Raw genomic sequence first — 15,494 nt, forward strand, 5'->3', positions numbered from 1 at the left:
ACTATCTCCGCAAAAATTCTGGACTCATTAGCAACATCACTAACGCTTGTTTTCTGCTTTCCGCTCGAACAACGGCTTTATAGGTGTTGCTTGAGGATGATAGTGCTAAGGTATTATTCATAACAGTCTCAGCGTTCGCTTTAACTTTATTTGCTAATAGCGTTGTCCAGTCAATTTTCGACATTAAGGCATTGCCACCATTCCAATCTTGCTGTTCATCACTGTAGCCAGCGGGAGAGCCTGCTTGAAAAGGTTGCTGACCAAATGTGTTTAATGTAAAAAATAACTGTTGAAAATTAACTGTTTTGACGTTTAATGCACGAAATGATGATTGCAAAAATTCTCTTGGGGTTTTAAATTTTACTTGCTCTGCTGACCATGCTTGTTCAGAGTAAATTAGCGCAAGCATTACCTCTTTTATATTTCCGCCAGTTTTTTGCCAGCGTTTGACTAAGGTTTCTACTAGCTGAGGATTAGGCTTATCACTGATAAAATGCTTCACCAGTTTGCTACAGACATATTTTGCAGTGTTCGGGTGATTGGCTAAATCTTTCAACATGGCTTCACCTTGTTTAATGCCCTTTTGTTTATATTTTTTTCCTAATAAAACTCTCGCGCCAGGCTCTTTCCCCCAATCTCTATACTTAAAGCCAACGGCGTCATCTCTAGATACATTGGCTACACTCCAACCGGTTATTCCTTTGGCAAGTTCAATAACATCTTCTTGCTTATAACCGCCATTAACACCTAAAGTGTGCAGTTCAAGAATTTCACGAGCTAGGTTCTCATTAAGGCCAACGCCTCTTTTCATTTTATTAGACTTTGTTGCTAATTTTGAATTCGGTCCAAATGAACGTTCATTATTTAAATAAATTAACATCGCCGGATGTTTACTTACTGCCAATAACATATCTTCAAAGCGATTGAATAAGTTGTCAGCAATAGCCTCTCTTTCGAGCGTTGCAGCTATCGCAGTCATTACCGCTCCGTTTGCTGTAACACTAAAATGGTTTGAGAAAAAATCGAGTAGACGCCAAGCGACACTGTTGTCACTATTGATACTTTGTACAAACGAATCTGTTGCAACTTTTCGGTAACTGGATTGAATAAACCTCTGTCTGGTTTTATTGGCTTTTTTATCTTCCTCTTCACTGACTTTGTTGTTTTTATTCTGTTTTCTTATTGCTTGATATTCACTAAGCTTTTGCAACAATTCATTTGAAGAAGGTAATTCTTGATTAAAAGTTACTGGGGTTAACTGTTTCGACAACCATTTTTTAGGATCTTTTTCAGCTTGAATGATTTCACCTGGCTTGGCTCCTAGACCAAAACGATTAGTCGCTATAGTGGCTGCCACTTTCGATGCTACTGTACCCATAGTTCCCTACCATTACTTTATGTTACCCCTAACATAACAAGTTATTTACATACATCTATTTGTTTTACATAACTTTACACTAAAGCACGTTTTAACAATTTCTATAATATCGTAAGCTTAGATTATTATTTAACCATTTTATGAGGCACACAGATGTTTTTAAAATCACTTTCCAGCGCCATTGCATTGCTATTGTTATTAACTGCTTGTGCCAGCACAGAGCAATCACAAAAAGATAAACCTGTAGATCCCAGACAAGGCGAAGCAGTAAATCAAATATGTTTTACTGGTAATATGGACGGTTGGAGCCCACTTGAAGGCGATAATAAAGCGTTGATTGTTTTTGATCGAAGAGATGACGCTTATAAACTCGACTTAGTTGGTACTTGTGATCCGCAATGGGCAATGATGCGAATTGCTACCGTCAGTCGTGGTGCCTCTAACTGTTTATCAAGAGGTGATAAAATCTTCACCGATGCAGGTATGTCACGCCACGACAGTTGTACTATTATGAAAATTTATAAATGGCATCCTGAAAACGTAACAGATGAAAAAAAACCGAGCGAAACCGAAAAGCCAGCAGAGCAAGATAGTACTGAAAATTAACTTACTGCTTATATTCCCCCACTTATAAATCTAAATGTTATTCAAAGTTTGTGAAGCAAATAATACAAATTTTGAATAACATTCCTAACTTCGTACAAGACATAGCCTATAATCCTTGGTAGCATCAGAGCATGATTATTTTCTTAAATTGAAAATAATGCTTTAAATTTCTATCATAATAATTAAAAAAACTAATAAAGTTTTACACAGGATTTATATATGACTGCATCACGCGAGCATTTCAGCTCTAAACTTGGTTTTATACTAGCCGCAGCGGGCTCCGCTGTTGGTATCGGTAATATCGTTGGCTTTCCAGTAAATGCAGCTAAAAATGGTGGCGGAGCATTTTTATTGATGTACGCTATTTTTGTTATTGCCATTTGTTTACCGGTTATGATGGCAGAAATGTCTGTTGGCCGTAAAACTGCTAAAAATCCTGTAGGTGCTTATGGCGCTTTGGCGGGTGAGAACTCAAAATGGCGTTTAGCTGGTTTGTTAGGCATTATCACTCCATTTATGATTGCTGTATTTTATACCGTGTTAACCATTTGGATTCTTATATATTTGGTATTAACACTAGGTGGTCAATTAGATTATTTAGCAAGCGCCGATGGTTTTGGTGAAATTATTAATAGCCCATGGTTATTTATTTCTATGGTCGGTGTCGGTGGACTCGTTGCCTTCATCTTAAAAGCTGGTGTAAAAGATGGTATTGAACGCGCGGCGAAAATAATGATGCCAGCATTATTTGTGATGTTAGTACTACTGGTTATTTTTGTTTTAACCTTAGATAACGCTATGGCCGGCGTACAATTTTATGTTATTCCTGATCTAGATAAAATCACTCCATCGGTGATCAGCGGCGCTATGTCACAGGCATTCTTCTCATTATCGCTTGGTATGGGTATTTTAGTTACATATGGTTCTTATATTTCAAGAAAAACCGATATCGCCGGCTCTGCCAAATTAGTTGCTATTTGTGATACATCAGTTGCGTTTATTGCCGGCTTAATGGTTCTGCCTGCAATATTTGCTCTTAACCCAGAGGTGAACCCTGATGAATTAAGCTCTAGTTCTGTATCAATGATTTTTGTTTACTTACCTAAAATATTTTTAGCTCTGCAAGCAACTACAGGTTACTTTATCGCAAGCGCCATCGCGGCAGTATTCTTCTTATTAGTATTTTTTGCGGCGATTACTTCTTTAGTATCAATTATTGAAGTACCAGTTTCATATTTAATCGATGAAAAATGTAAAACCAGAAAACAAGCGTTAAGCGCAATATTCTTATGGGGTGGCTTAATTGCAGCATTGGCAACATTATCATTTGGTATGGTAGATGCGTTAACAAACTTAACTAACTACGGCAGTGGTAATAAGGGCCTATTTGATGTTATTTACGATATGTTCTACGACACTATATTGCCGCTAAATGGTTTATTAATTTGTTTATTTGTAAGTTACCGTTGGAAAAAACATAATTTGAATGAAGAGTTAAGCCAAGGCAATGAAGGCTTTGCTAATACCTTTTTAGCGAAGTATGTCGACTTCTCTTTAGGAACATTTATTCCGTTTATTCTTGCTGCAATATTTATAAATACTGTTGCAAAAATCTACTTTGGTTATGACGTATTTAGTTAAATAAAGCCTTATATAAAATCTTCAATAAACCCAGCTTTTGCTGGGTTTATTATTTCAGGAATGGAATTATTTAAAATGGTCAAAGTTCTGTTATTTATTTCAGATGATATTTAGTCTAAACTCCGCCCTATTATACAATTCTATGATTTCTAACCGCCATGATTGAACATATTAACTTTTCAGCAGTAGACCCTATTGAATGTCAGCGTTTATTCCATGGTCGGGGTCATGCCTTTCAAGGCTTTAAACATGTTAATGTTGACTGGTTACCTCCCGTTGCTCTGATCACTCTTTACCAAGAAGAAAGCGATGAATGGCTACAAGATAAAGCCCAGCAACTTTTTGAAAATATCAAGGAATGCACTTCGGTAATGGTGCAGTTTAGATGCAGACACAAGGGCCCTTATCAATTGTTATTAGGTGAGGAAAAATCACACCTGACAGTAGTTGAACACGGTTTAAAGTATCAATTGCAACTTGGCAACGCCCAAAATAATGGCTTGTTTTTAGACATGAGTAATGGTCGTAAATGGGTGAAGGAGAACAGCCAAAATAAAACGGTATTGAATCTGTTTGCCTACACCTGTGCCTTTTCTGTTGCGGCTATTGCAGGCGGGGCGAGTAAAGTTGTTAACGTAGATATAAGTAAAGCGCCGTTAGCAAAAGGCAGAGACAATCATAGAGCAAATAAACAAGAGCTAGGTAATGTTAAGTTTGAAGGTGTTGATATTTTTAAATCTTATGGCCGTTTAAAAAAGCATGGTCCTTACGATTTACTTATTTCAGATCCACCTTCTTTCCAAAAAGGTAGTGTAGATATCAAGCGCGATTACCCGAAAATTATACGTCGCTTACCACAGTTAATGAACGACCAAGGCTTAGTAATGCTGTGTTTAAATTCACCCGATTTAAGTGAACAGTTCATCCATGACATGATAGAAACTGAATGCCCACAATGCGAGTTCATTGAAAATATATTACCACCAGAAGTATTTAAAGAAGCAATGCCAGGCAAAGGCTTAAAAGTGCTTATATTTAAATACCACGCTAACAAGCCAGCCAATTAATCACGCATAACTAAACAACAACCCTAACAGCCAACAAGATAAGAACCACACCGGTTACCTTGTCGATAATGTTGGTTTTGGATTTTAAGCGTTGTAATACTGGTCCTCTAGATAAGCCAAAAGCTACAAGACAATACCAAATGGTATCAATACCACCAACGGTTAGAACCATCACCAGTTGCTGTACAAAACTAGCGTTTGCATCAATAAATTGACTGAATAACGCCAAAAAAAACATTGCAATTTTCGGGTTTAAAAATGCAATTAAAAAGCCGTCACGCCATCCATTTATATTCTCTGTGGTGGTGGCTTCTCCAGAAGTTAGTTCTATGTTGCTGGCTTTACTTGTTAAAGCTTTATAAGCTAGAAACAGTAAAAATGCCGCACCGCTATATTGAACAACCTGAAAAATTACAGGCGATTGGACAATAACTACCCCTATTCCGGTGAGTACAACTGCAGCGTAAAGACCAATTGCTAAGCCATGACTAATTGCTGTTGCCAAACCAGAGCGCGGTCCACCTAGTATAGTATTGCGTACAACTAACGCTAATGATGGTCCTGGAGACATAGCCCCTAACACGCAAATTAAAACTAAAGATAACCACAATTCTAAGACCATTTAACGAATAGCTCATTATAAGAAAAAACCTATCTAACCATATTTTGATGAATACTCATAATGTTTTTCTTACTCGTAAAAATGACGCAAACCTAGGCTTTCCTTTACTGGTTAATCCCCAGTACTTATAAGTAATTATCGATCCAAGTGGCGGCGGCATTGCTCTTTCTTTATCACTGAAACCGCTGCCAACTTTAAATATGATGCCATTTTGTTTACGTACAATAAGCGCCCCTAAAAGGCCTTGGTACTTTCCTTTGCCAATAGTATGCCCTATCACTTGCGCTTCGCTATCTTGGTAGGTTTTAAGCTTTAATAAATTATTCGTTTTACCAATATGATAATGAGCAGTTTCTCGATGCAGCATCAGCCCTTCACCACCAAGTTTAATAACCTTGTTAAGCAATTCAAATAGCTTAGCATCAGTTGATATTTTTATTTGCTGGATCATCTGTAGATATCGAGAATTACTTTTAGTAATAAGTTGCCTCATGTTCGCAACTCGGTGTGCAAAAACTCCTTGTTGCTCTGGCAAGTCAAAAATCATAAACCTCACTTTTTGCCAGCCAACATGGGGCTGTTCACGTGAAACCACACTTAATACTTCAGAAAATTTCCCCCTACCAATCCAAAGTTCACCATCTAAGCTGATAGGAGGAAAATCTTTTGTAAACCACTTTGGCGCAGCAAAGGCATTGCCATTTCTTGACATCAACTTTGTGCCATCCCAAAAACCGCGAACACCATCAAGCTTTTCACTCACGTAAAATTCATTAATGTTGATATTGCTATCTTTGGAGTAAGTTTTGCCGTGCTGTAGAGCAAGAGTTTGCGTTATTTTATTGGGCTCAAGCAACGGTTCGCCAGCATGTACTTGATTAAAAAGAAGAGTAAGAAATAAAGTAGCGGTAATAAATAAAGCTTTCATAGAAAATCCTTTTTCTAGTTTATGTCCATTTTGGACAAAGTATAGTGCGTTTTTTGAACTATAGTAATCTATGAATAAAACAAGGAGTGTTTTTATGTACAACTATCAGATTTTTGCCCTATCAATATTTATCATTTCACCAACAATTAATGCCAAACCTGACTGCAGCCCTTTACTTGACGATCTAAAAAAAGTGCAAAGTAAATTACGCTCAGGGTATAGCGTAAAACAAGGAGAGAAGTTAAAAACCAAAGAGAAAAAGATGAAAGAACTATGGTGGCAATGTCGAAACAATAAACTATCAAAAACAGAAAAAGTGAAACTAAATAAGCGGTTAAAGAAACAAAATATTAGTAAAAATGACTAAATTTTAAAATCATCTACGATTATGCTGCTGTAAGACACTGTTTTTAATTGATTATATTCTTGGTGTGAGTTTTGCAGATACCAGTTAAATAATTTTTATTAAATTTGAGAATATACATGCAAACACTTAAAACAAAAGCACTATCAGTAATTGGACTACTTTTTTTATTAATTGGTTTAGTGTTTATAATATTGCCAGGACCGGCAATATTATTCATTCCAATAGGACTTGCCTTATTAAGCTTTGAATACCCTGCAGCTAAAAAGTGGCTACGAAAATATCAGCGTTATTCAAGCAAAGCGGCAACAAAAATGGATGGTATGGTGCGTAAACTAAAACGTACCTAATAATAAGTAAGATGTTAAACGAAAACAGGCCTGCTAAAGCGCAGGCCTGTTTTCTTATTTTATAACTGAATCAGTGATTATTTTTTAGCGTAATACTCGTCTTTCATCGCATAAAATCGAGTATTTAATCCTTCCATTTGCTCTTTGCAATATTCACGTAAACCACTTAGTACCATAAACTTAACCCCATGGCCTACAACCTCACCATTACTTAACAGGTCAAATTTAAGTTTCGCCTGACCGCGTTTTCCATCAACTTTTAACACCGTTTCTTCTTTATTTAACTCTAAAGAAACATCAGTTAAGTCTACAGTGTCTAACGCAATTTCCATGCTTTCATACATGATCATTGGTCTTGCTGGATTTATCATTACATTATTCTTTTCCATCAAATCCCCTAAAATGTGTGGGAACGTATGACCCGAAAACTCAACGTAAGAATGGATTAGAGATTCGATTAACGTCTCACAGCGAGTATGATCGCCAGATACATTAAAGTTCAAGTATTCTTTATCATTATCGCCAACAATTCTTGTTTCTAAACCAACTTTTTCTGGAATGTTTAGCGATACGGTATCTGTCACCATGCCAGAAAAGTTAAATGTCATTTTTTGGCATAAGCCTGTTTTAGACAAAGCAACTGCAAATAATAAATCTCCTGGTACACAAAATCGTTTCGCATCCACATTATGAATTGGATTAAAGTCATCTGCGATTTGCTTGGCAAAATCACTCGCTTGCTGACGAGAAAAAGTAACCTTTTGATTTTCCTCGTTATAATACTTATCTATAAACATTGTTTAAAATTTTCCTGGCTCAAAACAAATTGCGGAGCGTAGTTTAACAGTGAATGGAATGTAAATCGAAGTTTAATCAACTAATCAGACCACAATGCCCTAAGTATAAATTAATTATGAACCCGCAATTAACTCTAACTTCTTCTTTCTCGTTAATTTCTTAATTGCCATCTCACGCTTTGTTGCATTAGAGCGATCCTTGCATTCTTCTTGATATACCAGCTTAACCGGTCGACGATTACGTGTATATTTAGCCGACTTAGGGCCGCCTTCATTGTGCTCTGAGATCCTACGTTCTACATCAGTAGTAATTCCTGCGTATAAACTATCATCACCACACCGTAAAAGGTAAACAAACCAAGGATTAGCCATTTATTATTGTTCTCAATCTCGCTAGTATAAGGGTTACTAAAAATGAGTTTCCCAATTATGATAGTTATATCAAATCGACTACAGATAAACGAGCAAGAAATTGAGTTTAATGCCATACGCTCTCAAGGAGCGGGTGGTCAAAACGTCAACAAAGTTTCCAGTGCTATTCATTTGCGCTTTGATGTTAAAGCATCGAGTATTGATGATTATTTTAAGGAACAAATTTTAGCGATAAGAGATAGCCGCATTAATAAAGATGGGGTTATTATAATTAAAGCGCAAACTTTCCGAACTCAAGACAAAAATAAAGCCGCAGCCATCCAGCGCTTAATCGAGCTGTTAACACCGGTTACAGTAGTGCAAAAAGTCAGACGAGCGACAAAACCAACAAAAGGCTCACAAAAAAGACGAATGGATAGTAAAAATAAGCGCGGCCAAGTAAAATCTAACCGAGCAAAAATCAGAATTTAATAGCAAACCAAATAGCCCACTTTAAATAAGCAGAATAACAATATGAGCACAAATAGCCTAACTGGCCACGTACGTAAAATGACTTCCAAGTTGATTGATGGTCAAGTTGAATATCAATTACCTTTAGGAGAACATTCATTGCCCCTGAATGAACTGATTGGTAAGCACTTGTCATTAACTCATAGCGGAAATATTAACTGTCAGGAATGCGGCAAAAAAACCAAGAAAAGTTATTCTCAAGGGTTTTGTTATCCGTGCATGATGAAGTTGGCAAAGTGTGACATGTGTATTATGAAGCCTGAAACCTGCCACTTTGAGCAAGGCACTTGTAGGGAGCCGCAATGGGGTGAAGCAAATTGCTTTGTTCCGCATTATGTCTATTTGGCAAACACTACCGCAATAAAAGTCGGAATAACTCGTCATACGCAAATACCTACCCGTTGGATTGATCAGGGAGCTAATCAAGCCTTACCTATTTTCAAAGTAAGTACTCGCTTGCAGTCTGGTCTAGTAGAAACCGCACTTGCAGAATTTATTTCTGATAAAACCAATTGGCGCAACATGTTAAAAGGTAAGGCAGATAGTATTGATTTAAAAGCCAGAGCAGAAGAATTAATCCCACAAATTGAAGCTCGTTTAGCTGACATTAAATTAAAATATGGTGAGGATGCGGTAGAGCGTTTAAATGAAGAAGTGGTGGAAATTGACTTCCCTGTAATGCAATACCCAACAAAAATTAGCTCACTATCATTTGATAAATCCAAAAAAGAATTAGAAAAAGAACAAGACCTAACTGAAAAAACACTCAAAACAGTTTCAGGCACATTAATGGGCATTAAAGGGCAGTATTTATATTTTGATACTGGCGTTATTAATATGCGTAAGTTTACCTCTTACGAAGTTACCGCAACATATTAATTACCGCACATTAAAATGGGAGCGATTAAGCTCCCGTTTATAGATTTCATCGTATTTTAAAGTACCACGAGCTGTTGTGGGGTTAATTTTACCTGTACCGTTTTAGTATTTTGTACATCAAAGTAACCCGGCAACCATACTTCAATAATTTGCTCTCCAACCGCTACCTGCGCCCGGTAACCATCATCTCTAAATTGGTACTCTTTAATTATGCCATTACCTGACTCATTAGCAATCACACTAAACTGATGCGGTCTAATAAATAGATCGACAGTTTCACCTACAACTAATGTCTTATTAGCAGTACAGGTGACGTCGCCCAAAACACAACGTAGCTGATTTTCATTGAGTACTTGCGCAGTTAAAATAGAACCATGTCCTAAAAATTCAGCAACAAACTTTGTCGCGGGATAATTATATAAATGTTGTGGCGCGCCGCTTTGTACAATGCTACCGTTATTTAACAGTGCCATAGTATCGGCCAAAGCAAAGGCTTCTTCTTTAGCGTGGGTTACAAAGATAGCCGCCATATTCCTTTGTTTAAGAATCGCTTTTATATCTCTTATTAACGGTAACCTAAGTTGGGCATCAATATTTGAAAACGGTTCATCCAAAAGTAATACTTTCGGCTCTCGGGCAAGCGCTCTTGCTATAGAAACTCGTTGCTGTTGACCACCGGACAATTCATGTGGATATCTGGCATCCAGGCCTTCTAAACTCACCAACTCTAACAATTCATCAATTTTTCTTTTCTGTTGTGTTTTACTTAAATCGGCAATACCAAAAGCAATATTTGCGCTTATGGTTAAATGTGGAAACAGTGCGTAATCTTGAAAAATCATCCCCAAGTCACGCTTGTTGGCATCAACATTAATGTTTTTGCCGGTAGCCTTGCCTGCTAATAAAAGGCGATTTTTTAATTTTATCTCACCTGATGCTGTCGTAATTAAACCAGCTATCGCTTTAAGAAGTGTTGTTTTTCCGCACCCTGATGGCCCCAACAAACACATTATTTCACCGTCACTTACGGTTAATGACAAATCATTTAGTATAGTGTTCTGTTCATAGCGACAGGTTAAGTTATTAATTTCTAAAAGGCTCATATTACAACTTAGATTCCATTGTTCTATTTAATAAAATAATAGGGATTAAACCTGCTAACACTATTGATATAGCAGCCATAGAAGCAAGTTCCAATTGTTCATCAGATACGTACTGAAAAACATATGTTGCTAAGGTCTCATAGTTGAATGGCCTTAGTAACAGGGCGGCGGGTAACTCTTTCATCGACTCGATAAAAACTAGCAGTATCGCTGTTAATCCACCTCTTTTTAACAGTGGTAGATGTACTTTCACTAAAGTAATAAAGCGGTTATTACCTAGCATAATTGAAGCATTATCTATTGAAGGTGAAATGCGTTCATAACTAGATTCCAACGCTCCGATGGCGACAGCGATAAAGCGAATTACGTAAGCGAAACCTATCGCAAATAACGTACCAGTAAAAATTAACCCTATCGGCGCTTCACCTTGAACTATCAGAAAGTCGTTCAAACCATGATCGATAAAAGTTAAAGGTAGAAGTACTGCGATAGCAAGTACAGTGCCGGGCATAGCATAACCTGAGCTGCTGATTTTCAACGGTAAGTTTGCCAGCAAACTTTGATTAAATCGCTTAAACACCACAACAACCAACCCTAAACATAAACAAATAATAGATACGCTAATCGCTAACGTTAAACTGTTAAATCCATAGCTAAAAAAGTCACTATTAAGGGCTTGCTCTTGATACTGCCACGCCATCTCAGCCAGATAAATTACCGGTAAAATAAAGGAAAAAAGCAATACGCTAAAGCAGGCACTAAACGCCAGCCATCCCTTTTTACCTTGCAGTTTAACAACCTGAATTTCGCTTGAAGAATTACCAGAAAACGTTTTTTGTTTGTTGCGACTCATTCTTTCAAAAGAGATAAACAAGAAGATCATTACTAGCATGATGACAGATATTTTAGCTGCAGCAGTTAAACTGCCATAACCTAACCAGGTATCATATACTGCGGTGGTCAGTGTATTGACAGCAAAATACTTTACCGCGGCAAAATCGGCTAGCGTTTCCATAGCAACCAGAGATGCTGCAATAGCCAATGCTGGGCGAGCTAGCGGCAATGATATGTTTGAAAATATTTGCCAAGGGGTTTTACCAAGCATTTTGCCTGCATGAACAAAGCTTGTTGACTGTTCTTTGAATGCAGTTTTTACGATTAAAAACACATAAGGAAACAACACTAAAGAAAGTACAATCGCAGCACCGGTAATTGAGCGAATATCAAAAAAGTAATAATCCGCTTTATTTTGCCACGAAAAAACAGCTCGTAAAGCTCTTTGTACAGGCCCGGCATATTCTAACCAGTCGGTATAAATATAGGCCATCAAATAGGAAGGCATTGCCAAAGGAAGCAATAAGCCCCAATTGAAAAACTTGGCTCCCGGAAAACTGAAATTTGCTAATAAATACGCTAACGGAACACCTATGAGCAACGAAATAATAATAACCGCTAGTATCAACACCACTGTATTAATTACATAGTCGATTAATACGGTATTGAGCAGATGCTCGAAAACCTCTTTATCTGGAGTTAAAGATTCATTGATCAAAAAGAGTAGCGGTAATATTAAAATTACCGCAACGGTCCAACTGGACAGGCTCCAAGATGAATACCATTTAGCTGCAATCAACTGAGGTTATCTACCTAATTAAGTAAAAACATTAAAATTATAAATCAAACTTTACTTCATCTAGTAGCATAATTGCTGCTTGACGATTTTCAGCAACTTTAGTCATCGCTAAATTATCTTCCTTAAAGGCTCCCCAAGAGGCAACTATTTCAGATGGTTTCACCGTCGGGTTTACCGGATACTCCATATTCACCGAAGCATATACTTGTTGTGCTTGCGATGATGATAAAAATTCCATTAATTTTTTAGCCGAGTCTTGGTTAGGGGCATACTTTGTCATTGCAATACCACTTACATTAATATGAGCGCCACGATCATGTTGGTTTGGAAATAAAATATTGACAGAATCGGCCCATTTTTTTTGCTCAGGATCTTGTTGCATCACACCAAAGTAATAACTGTTACCTAAGGCTAAATCACACTCACCTTCTTTTACTGCTTTTACTTGACCACGATCATTGCCTTGTGGTTTACGAGCTAAATTAGCTTTTAATCCTTGTAACCACGTTTTTGTTTCAGCACTGCCGTGATGGGCGATCATTGATGCCACTAAAGCGATGTTATAAGGATGTTTTGAACTTCGCATACACACTTTATTTTTATATTGTGGTTTCGCTAAGTCTTCATAACTTATACCAGATAGGTTCGCCATACGTTCTTTAGAGGCATAAACATTGCGAACTCGTTTTGTTAATGCAAACCATTGATTGTCATTATCACGAAATTGGCTAGGAATATTAGCCGTTAAAATATCGCTGCTAACTGCTTGGCTTAATCCTTCATCACTGATCTGCATTAAGCGCGCAAAGTCAGACGTTAACACCACGTCTGCAGGAGAGTATCTACCATCTTTTTTAAGACGTTCTATCAATCCACTCTTGGCAAAAACAACATTGGTTTTAATCCCAGTTTGAGCCGTAAACTTTTCTAAGATAGGTTCAATTAAAAATGTTTGACGGTATGAATAGATGTTCACTTCATTTGCTAATGCACTTGCAGATACACTGCTTATGAGTAAAGTAAAGGTAGCGATTGATGTTGCTTTGATCCATTTTATTTTGTTTAACATATTTGCGCCTGCTAGCCGTTTATATTTAAGAGTAACACACTCTAAATAACAATAATTCTCATTTGGATTATACTTATTCATCGTACAAAAAAAGTATTAAATTGTTATATTCTGCAACGATGTTCGTTACTTGGGCCTTTCTTTATTCAATAAATGGTAAGTTAATGTTGCAAAGACCTTTCTTTTATTAAAAAATCATTTACCCTCATAAGCATAAATCTATTTACACGAAATTCTACTTAACACTATGAAAAAATCTTTATTAGCACTTACTTTAATTACGGCGATTACTGGCTGTACTACAGCAACAGATGAAACAAAAAAAAACACAACTGAAGTAGTCGCTTCCGAGCAACAAGAGTCAGCAAAGCTTGCAACATTATTTGATAATTATTTCAACGCGAGTATTGCTTTGTCACCAATATCGGGTACTTATGTTGGATTAAATGAATACAATAATAAATTCAGTGTTCCTATATCAGCCGAAAGTCTTAAAAATGAACTTGAACACGAACAGACGTATTTGAAACAAATTGAAGCCATTGATAAATCTAAGCTCGAAGGCCAAGATCTATTAAGTTATGAAATATTTTTGCGCGATAGAAAGTTAGCGATAAAAAGCTCAGAATTTAATAGTCACTTTATGCCTTTAAACCAAATGTATGGCATACATAACTCTTTTGCGACGTTAGGCTCTGGTAAAAGTGCCCAGCCGTTTAATACCGTAAAGGATTACCAAAACTTTGTTGAGCGTAGCCACGGTTTTGCTCTATATATGGATAGCGTAACTGCATCTATGCGTGAAGGCGTTAAAAATGGCTATGTTTTACCTAAAGCCATTATAGAAAAAATATTACCGCAATTATCTGTGCATATTGTGAAAGAAGCAAAAGACAGTGTGTTTTATGGTCCGGTAACCATGCTTGCTAAGAATGAACAAATTAGTTCTGCAGATAAAACCAAAATAACAGCCCAATACGAAACTCTTATATTAGAAACGTTATCTCCTGTATACGCAAAGTTCCATGATTTCATCTTAAACGAATACTTGCCGCATGGCCGTGCAACTGTTGGTTTATCAGAATTACCTAACGGTAAAGCATGGTATGAATATCAAATAGAGAAGAACACCACATTACCTTTATCTGCAGAAGAGATTCATAAATTTGGTCAACAAGAAGTTGCAAGAATTTTAGCTGAAATGAAACAGGTGAAACAACAAGTTGGCTTTACAGGCGATTTAAAAGCCTTCTTCAAGTTTTTACAAGAAGACCCACAGTTTTATTGGCAAAACGAAGCCGAAGTTGTGAAAGCTTATACCGATGTTAAAAATGATATTAACTCGCGTTTACCAGCGTTATTTGAAGTGTTTCCTCGTGCAGATTACGAAGTAAGAGCGGTTGAAGCGTTTAGGGCTGCATCAAGTGCAGGTGCCAGTTATCAAAGTCCAGCTCCTGATGGATCTCGCCCAGGTATTTTTTATATCAATACTCATAACTTAAAAGCACAGCCGAAATTTATTCTTGAAACATTAAGTATTCATGAAGCATCGCCTGGCCACCATTTTCAAATCAGTATTCAGCAAGAAGTGCAGAGTTTACCAATGTTCAGAAAGTTTGGTGGTTACACAGTATTTGCAGAAGGGTGGGCACTGTACGCTGAAAGTTTAGGTAAAGAAATGGGCATGTTTACTGACCCTTATCAATGGTATGGACGTCTTTCTGATGAACAGCTTAGAGCGATGCGCTTGGTAGTAGATACAGGTTTACACGCCTTTGGTTGGACTCGTGAACAAGCCATTCAATTTATGGTCGATAATTCATCTTTAGCGTTAAGTGACATTACAGCAGAAGTTGAGCGTTACATTTCTATTCCTGGACAAGCATTAGCCTATAAAACAGGGCAACGCGCGATACGTGAAATGCGCACCAACGCTGAAAAACAGTTAGGTGATAAATTTGATATTAAAAAATTCCACACCCAAGTGTTAACCGATGGTGCTTTGCCGATGCCAATTTTGGCTAGAAAAATTCAATCATGGGTAGATAGCCAGTTGTAGTATTTTTTATTGCCTAAGATCTAAATACTAAGCCAGTCTTTAACGTTCCTGTTAGATTGGCATTACCTCATCCTTGAAGTAAAAATGGCGAATTATTTCGCCATTTTGTTAGTTAT

General features: G+C 37.1%; 16 protein-coding genes. 8 read left to right on the forward strand and 8 right to left on the reverse strand.

Annotation, left to right across the window (positions count from 1 at the left end; genetic code table 11):
* Nucleotide 1: 1 nt before the first annotated feature.
* Complete coding sequence (locus RI845_RS15760) at nt 2-1,378, reverse strand: DUF1800 domain-containing protein (RefSeq protein ID WP_348387126.1); 1,377 nt, start codon at nt 1,376-1,378, stop codon at nt 2-4.
* 153 nt (nt 1,379-1,531) lie between these two features.
* On the opposite strand from RI845_RS15760, the gene RI845_RS15765 reads away from it, so the two are divergent.
* The 3 genes from RI845_RS15765 to RI845_RS15775 all read left to right on the forward strand — a co-directional run bounded on the left by RI845_RS15765 (nt 1,532) and on the right by RI845_RS15775 (nt 4,692).
* The gene (locus RI845_RS15765) at nt 1,532-1,984 is read left to right on the forward strand and encodes a DUF6491 family protein (protein ID WP_348387127.1); all 453 of its coding nucleotides are present in this window, start codon (nt 1,532-1,534) and stop codon (nt 1,982-1,984) included.
* Nucleotides 1,985-2,203: 219 nt separating this feature from the next.
* Nucleotides 2,204-3,625 (forward strand): sodium-dependent transporter, encoded by a 1,422-nt coding sequence (locus RI845_RS15770; protein ID WP_348387128.1) that lies wholly within the window; start codon nt 2,204-2,206, stop codon nt 3,623-3,625.
* Between the two features lie 158 nt (nt 3,626-3,783).
* Nucleotides 3,784-4,692: a class I SAM-dependent methyltransferase gene (locus tag RI845_RS15775; RefSeq protein ID WP_348387129.1), complete on the forward strand. Its 909-nt coding sequence runs from the start codon at nt 3,784-3,786 to the stop codon at nt 4,690-4,692.
* A 10-nt stretch (nt 4,693-4,702) separates the two neighbouring features.
* Here RI845_RS15775 and RI845_RS15780 read toward each other — a convergent pair whose 3' ends face one another.
* Both RI845_RS15780 and RI845_RS15785 read right to left on the reverse strand, forming a co-directional pair.
* A complete protein-coding gene (locus RI845_RS15780) occupies nt 4,703-5,314 on the reverse strand; it encodes a LysE family translocator (RefSeq protein WP_348387130.1) in 612 nt (203 codons plus the stop codon).
* A gap of 55 nt (nt 5,315-5,369) precedes the next feature.
* The gene (locus RI845_RS15785) at nt 5,370-6,242 is read right to left on the reverse strand and encodes a DNA ligase (protein ID WP_348387131.1); all 873 of its coding nucleotides are present in this window, start codon (nt 6,240-6,242) and stop codon (nt 5,370-5,372) included.
* Between the two features lie 94 nt (nt 6,243-6,336).
* Between RI845_RS15785 and RI845_RS15790 the strand changes: the two genes are divergently transcribed.
* A complete protein-coding gene (locus RI845_RS15790) occupies nt 6,337-6,609 on the forward strand; it encodes a hypothetical protein (RefSeq protein ID WP_348387132.1) in 273 nt (90 codons plus the stop codon).
* Between the two features lie 116 nt (nt 6,610-6,725).
* Nucleotides 6,726-6,956, forward strand: coding sequence for a PGPGW domain-containing protein (locus RI845_RS15795; RefSeq protein WP_348387133.1), 231 nt, complete (start codon nt 6,726-6,728; stop codon nt 6,954-6,956).
* 77 nt (nt 6,957-7,033) lie between these two features.
* Here the strand turns inward: RI845_RS15795 and RI845_RS15800 are convergent, their stop codons facing one another.
* A complete protein-coding gene (locus tag RI845_RS15800) occupies nt 7,034-7,753 on the reverse strand; it encodes a DUF3581 family protein (protein ID WP_348387134.1) in 720 nt (239 codons plus the stop codon).
* A 114-nt stretch (nt 7,754-7,867) separates the two neighbouring features.
* Nucleotides 7,868-8,125: a GIY-YIG nuclease family protein gene (locus RI845_RS15805; RefSeq protein WP_348387135.1), complete on the reverse strand. Its 258-nt coding sequence runs from the start codon at nt 8,123-8,125 to the stop codon at nt 7,868-7,870.
* Nucleotides 8,126-8,182: 57 nt separating this feature from the next.
* On the opposite strand from RI845_RS15805, the gene arfB reads away from it, so the two are divergent.
* Nucleotides 8,183-8,596, forward strand: a complete 414-nt coding sequence (gene arfB / locus RI845_RS15810) for an alternative ribosome rescue aminoacyl-tRNA hydrolase ArfB (protein WP_348389552.1) — start codon at nt 8,183-8,185, stop codon at nt 8,594-8,596.
* A 42-nt stretch (nt 8,597-8,638) separates the two neighbouring features.
* Nucleotides 8,639-9,514 (forward strand): DUF2797 domain-containing protein, encoded by an 876-nt coding sequence (locus tag RI845_RS15815; RefSeq protein ID WP_348387136.1) that lies wholly within the window; start codon nt 8,639-8,641, stop codon nt 9,512-9,514.
* A gap of 56 nt (nt 9,515-9,570) precedes the next feature.
* Here RI845_RS15815 and RI845_RS15820 read toward each other — a convergent pair whose 3' ends face one another.
* From RI845_RS15820 to RI845_RS15830, 3 genes are read right to left on the reverse strand one after another with little or no spacing between them, the layout of a single operon-like run.
* Nucleotides 9,571-10,617 carry an ABC transporter ATP-binding protein gene (locus RI845_RS15820; protein ID WP_348387137.1) on the reverse strand — a complete coding sequence of 349 codons (1,047 nt, stop codon included), beginning with the start codon at nt 10,615-10,617 and terminating at the stop codon, nt 9,571-9,573.
* A gap of 1 nt (nt 10,618) precedes the next feature.
* The gene (locus RI845_RS15825) at nt 10,619-12,250 is read right to left on the reverse strand and encodes an ABC transporter permease (RefSeq protein WP_348387138.1); all 1,632 of its coding nucleotides are present in this window, start codon (nt 12,248-12,250) and stop codon (nt 10,619-10,621) included.
* Nucleotides 12,251-12,287: 37 nt separating this feature from the next.
* Nucleotides 12,288-13,307, reverse strand: a complete 1,020-nt coding sequence (locus RI845_RS15830; RefSeq protein WP_405054132.1) for a Fe(3+) ABC transporter substrate-binding protein — start codon at nt 13,305-13,307, stop codon at nt 12,288-12,290.
* Nucleotides 13,308-13,566: 259 nt separating this feature from the next.
* On the opposite strand from RI845_RS15830, the gene RI845_RS15835 reads away from it, so the two are divergent.
* Nucleotides 13,567-15,378 (forward strand): DUF885 domain-containing protein, encoded by a 1,812-nt coding sequence (locus tag RI845_RS15835; RefSeq protein ID WP_348387140.1) that lies wholly within the window; start codon nt 13,567-13,569, stop codon nt 15,376-15,378.
* Nucleotides 15,379-15,494: the final 116 nt, after the last annotated feature.

This window comes from Thalassotalea nanhaiensis, assembly GCF_031583575.1.
In the GTDB taxonomy this organism is placed as follows: domain Bacteria; phylum Pseudomonadota; class Gammaproteobacteria; order Enterobacterales; family Alteromonadaceae; genus Thalassotalea_A; species Thalassotalea_A nanhaiensis.

Excerpts from the sequence above, each read along its gene's own strand:
- RI845_RS15760 (WP_348387126.1), bottom strand. The coding sequence starts at position 1,378 with ATGGGTACAGTAGCATCGAAAGTGGCAGCCACTATAGCGACTAATCGT.
- RI845_RS15765 (WP_348387127.1), top strand. The coding sequence starts at position 1,532 with ATGTTTTTAAAATCACTTTCCAGCGCCATTGCATTGCTATTGTTATTA.
- RI845_RS15770 (WP_348387128.1), top strand. The coding sequence starts at position 2,204 with ATGACTGCATCACGCGAGCATTTCAGCTCTAAACTTGGTTTTATACTA.
- RI845_RS15775 (WP_348387129.1), top strand. The coding sequence starts at position 3,784 with ATGATTGAACATATTAACTTTTCAGCAGTAGACCCTATTGAATGTCAG.
- RI845_RS15780 (WP_348387130.1), bottom strand. The coding sequence starts at position 5,314 with ATGGTCTTAGAATTGTGGTTATCTTTAGTTTTAATTTGCGTGTTAGGG.
- RI845_RS15785 (WP_348387131.1), bottom strand. The coding sequence starts at position 6,242 with ATGAAAGCTTTATTTATTACCGCTACTTTATTTCTTACTCTTCTTTTT.
- RI845_RS15790 (WP_348387132.1), top strand. The coding sequence starts at position 6,337 with ATGTACAACTATCAGATTTTTGCCCTATCAATATTTATCATTTCACCA.
- RI845_RS15795 (WP_348387133.1), top strand. The coding sequence starts at position 6,726 with ATGCAAACACTTAAAACAAAAGCACTATCAGTAATTGGACTACTTTTT.
- RI845_RS15800 (WP_348387134.1), bottom strand. The coding sequence starts at position 7,753 with ATGTTTATAGATAAGTATTATAACGAGGAAAATCAAAAGGTTACTTTT.
- RI845_RS15805 (WP_348387135.1), bottom strand. The coding sequence starts at position 8,125 with ATGGCTAATCCTTGGTTTGTTTACCTTTTACGGTGTGGTGATGATAGT.
- arfB (WP_348389552.1), top strand. The coding sequence starts at position 8,183 with ATGATAGTTATATCAAATCGACTACAGATAAACGAGCAAGAAATTGAG.
- RI845_RS15815 (WP_348387136.1), top strand. The coding sequence starts at position 8,639 with ATGAGCACAAATAGCCTAACTGGCCACGTACGTAAAATGACTTCCAAG.
- RI845_RS15820 (WP_348387137.1), bottom strand. The coding sequence starts at position 10,617 with ATGAGCCTTTTAGAAATTAATAACTTAACCTGTCGCTATGAACAGAAC.
- RI845_RS15835 (WP_348387140.1), top strand. The coding sequence starts at position 13,567 with ATGAAAAAATCTTTATTAGCACTTACTTTAATTACGGCGATTACTGGC.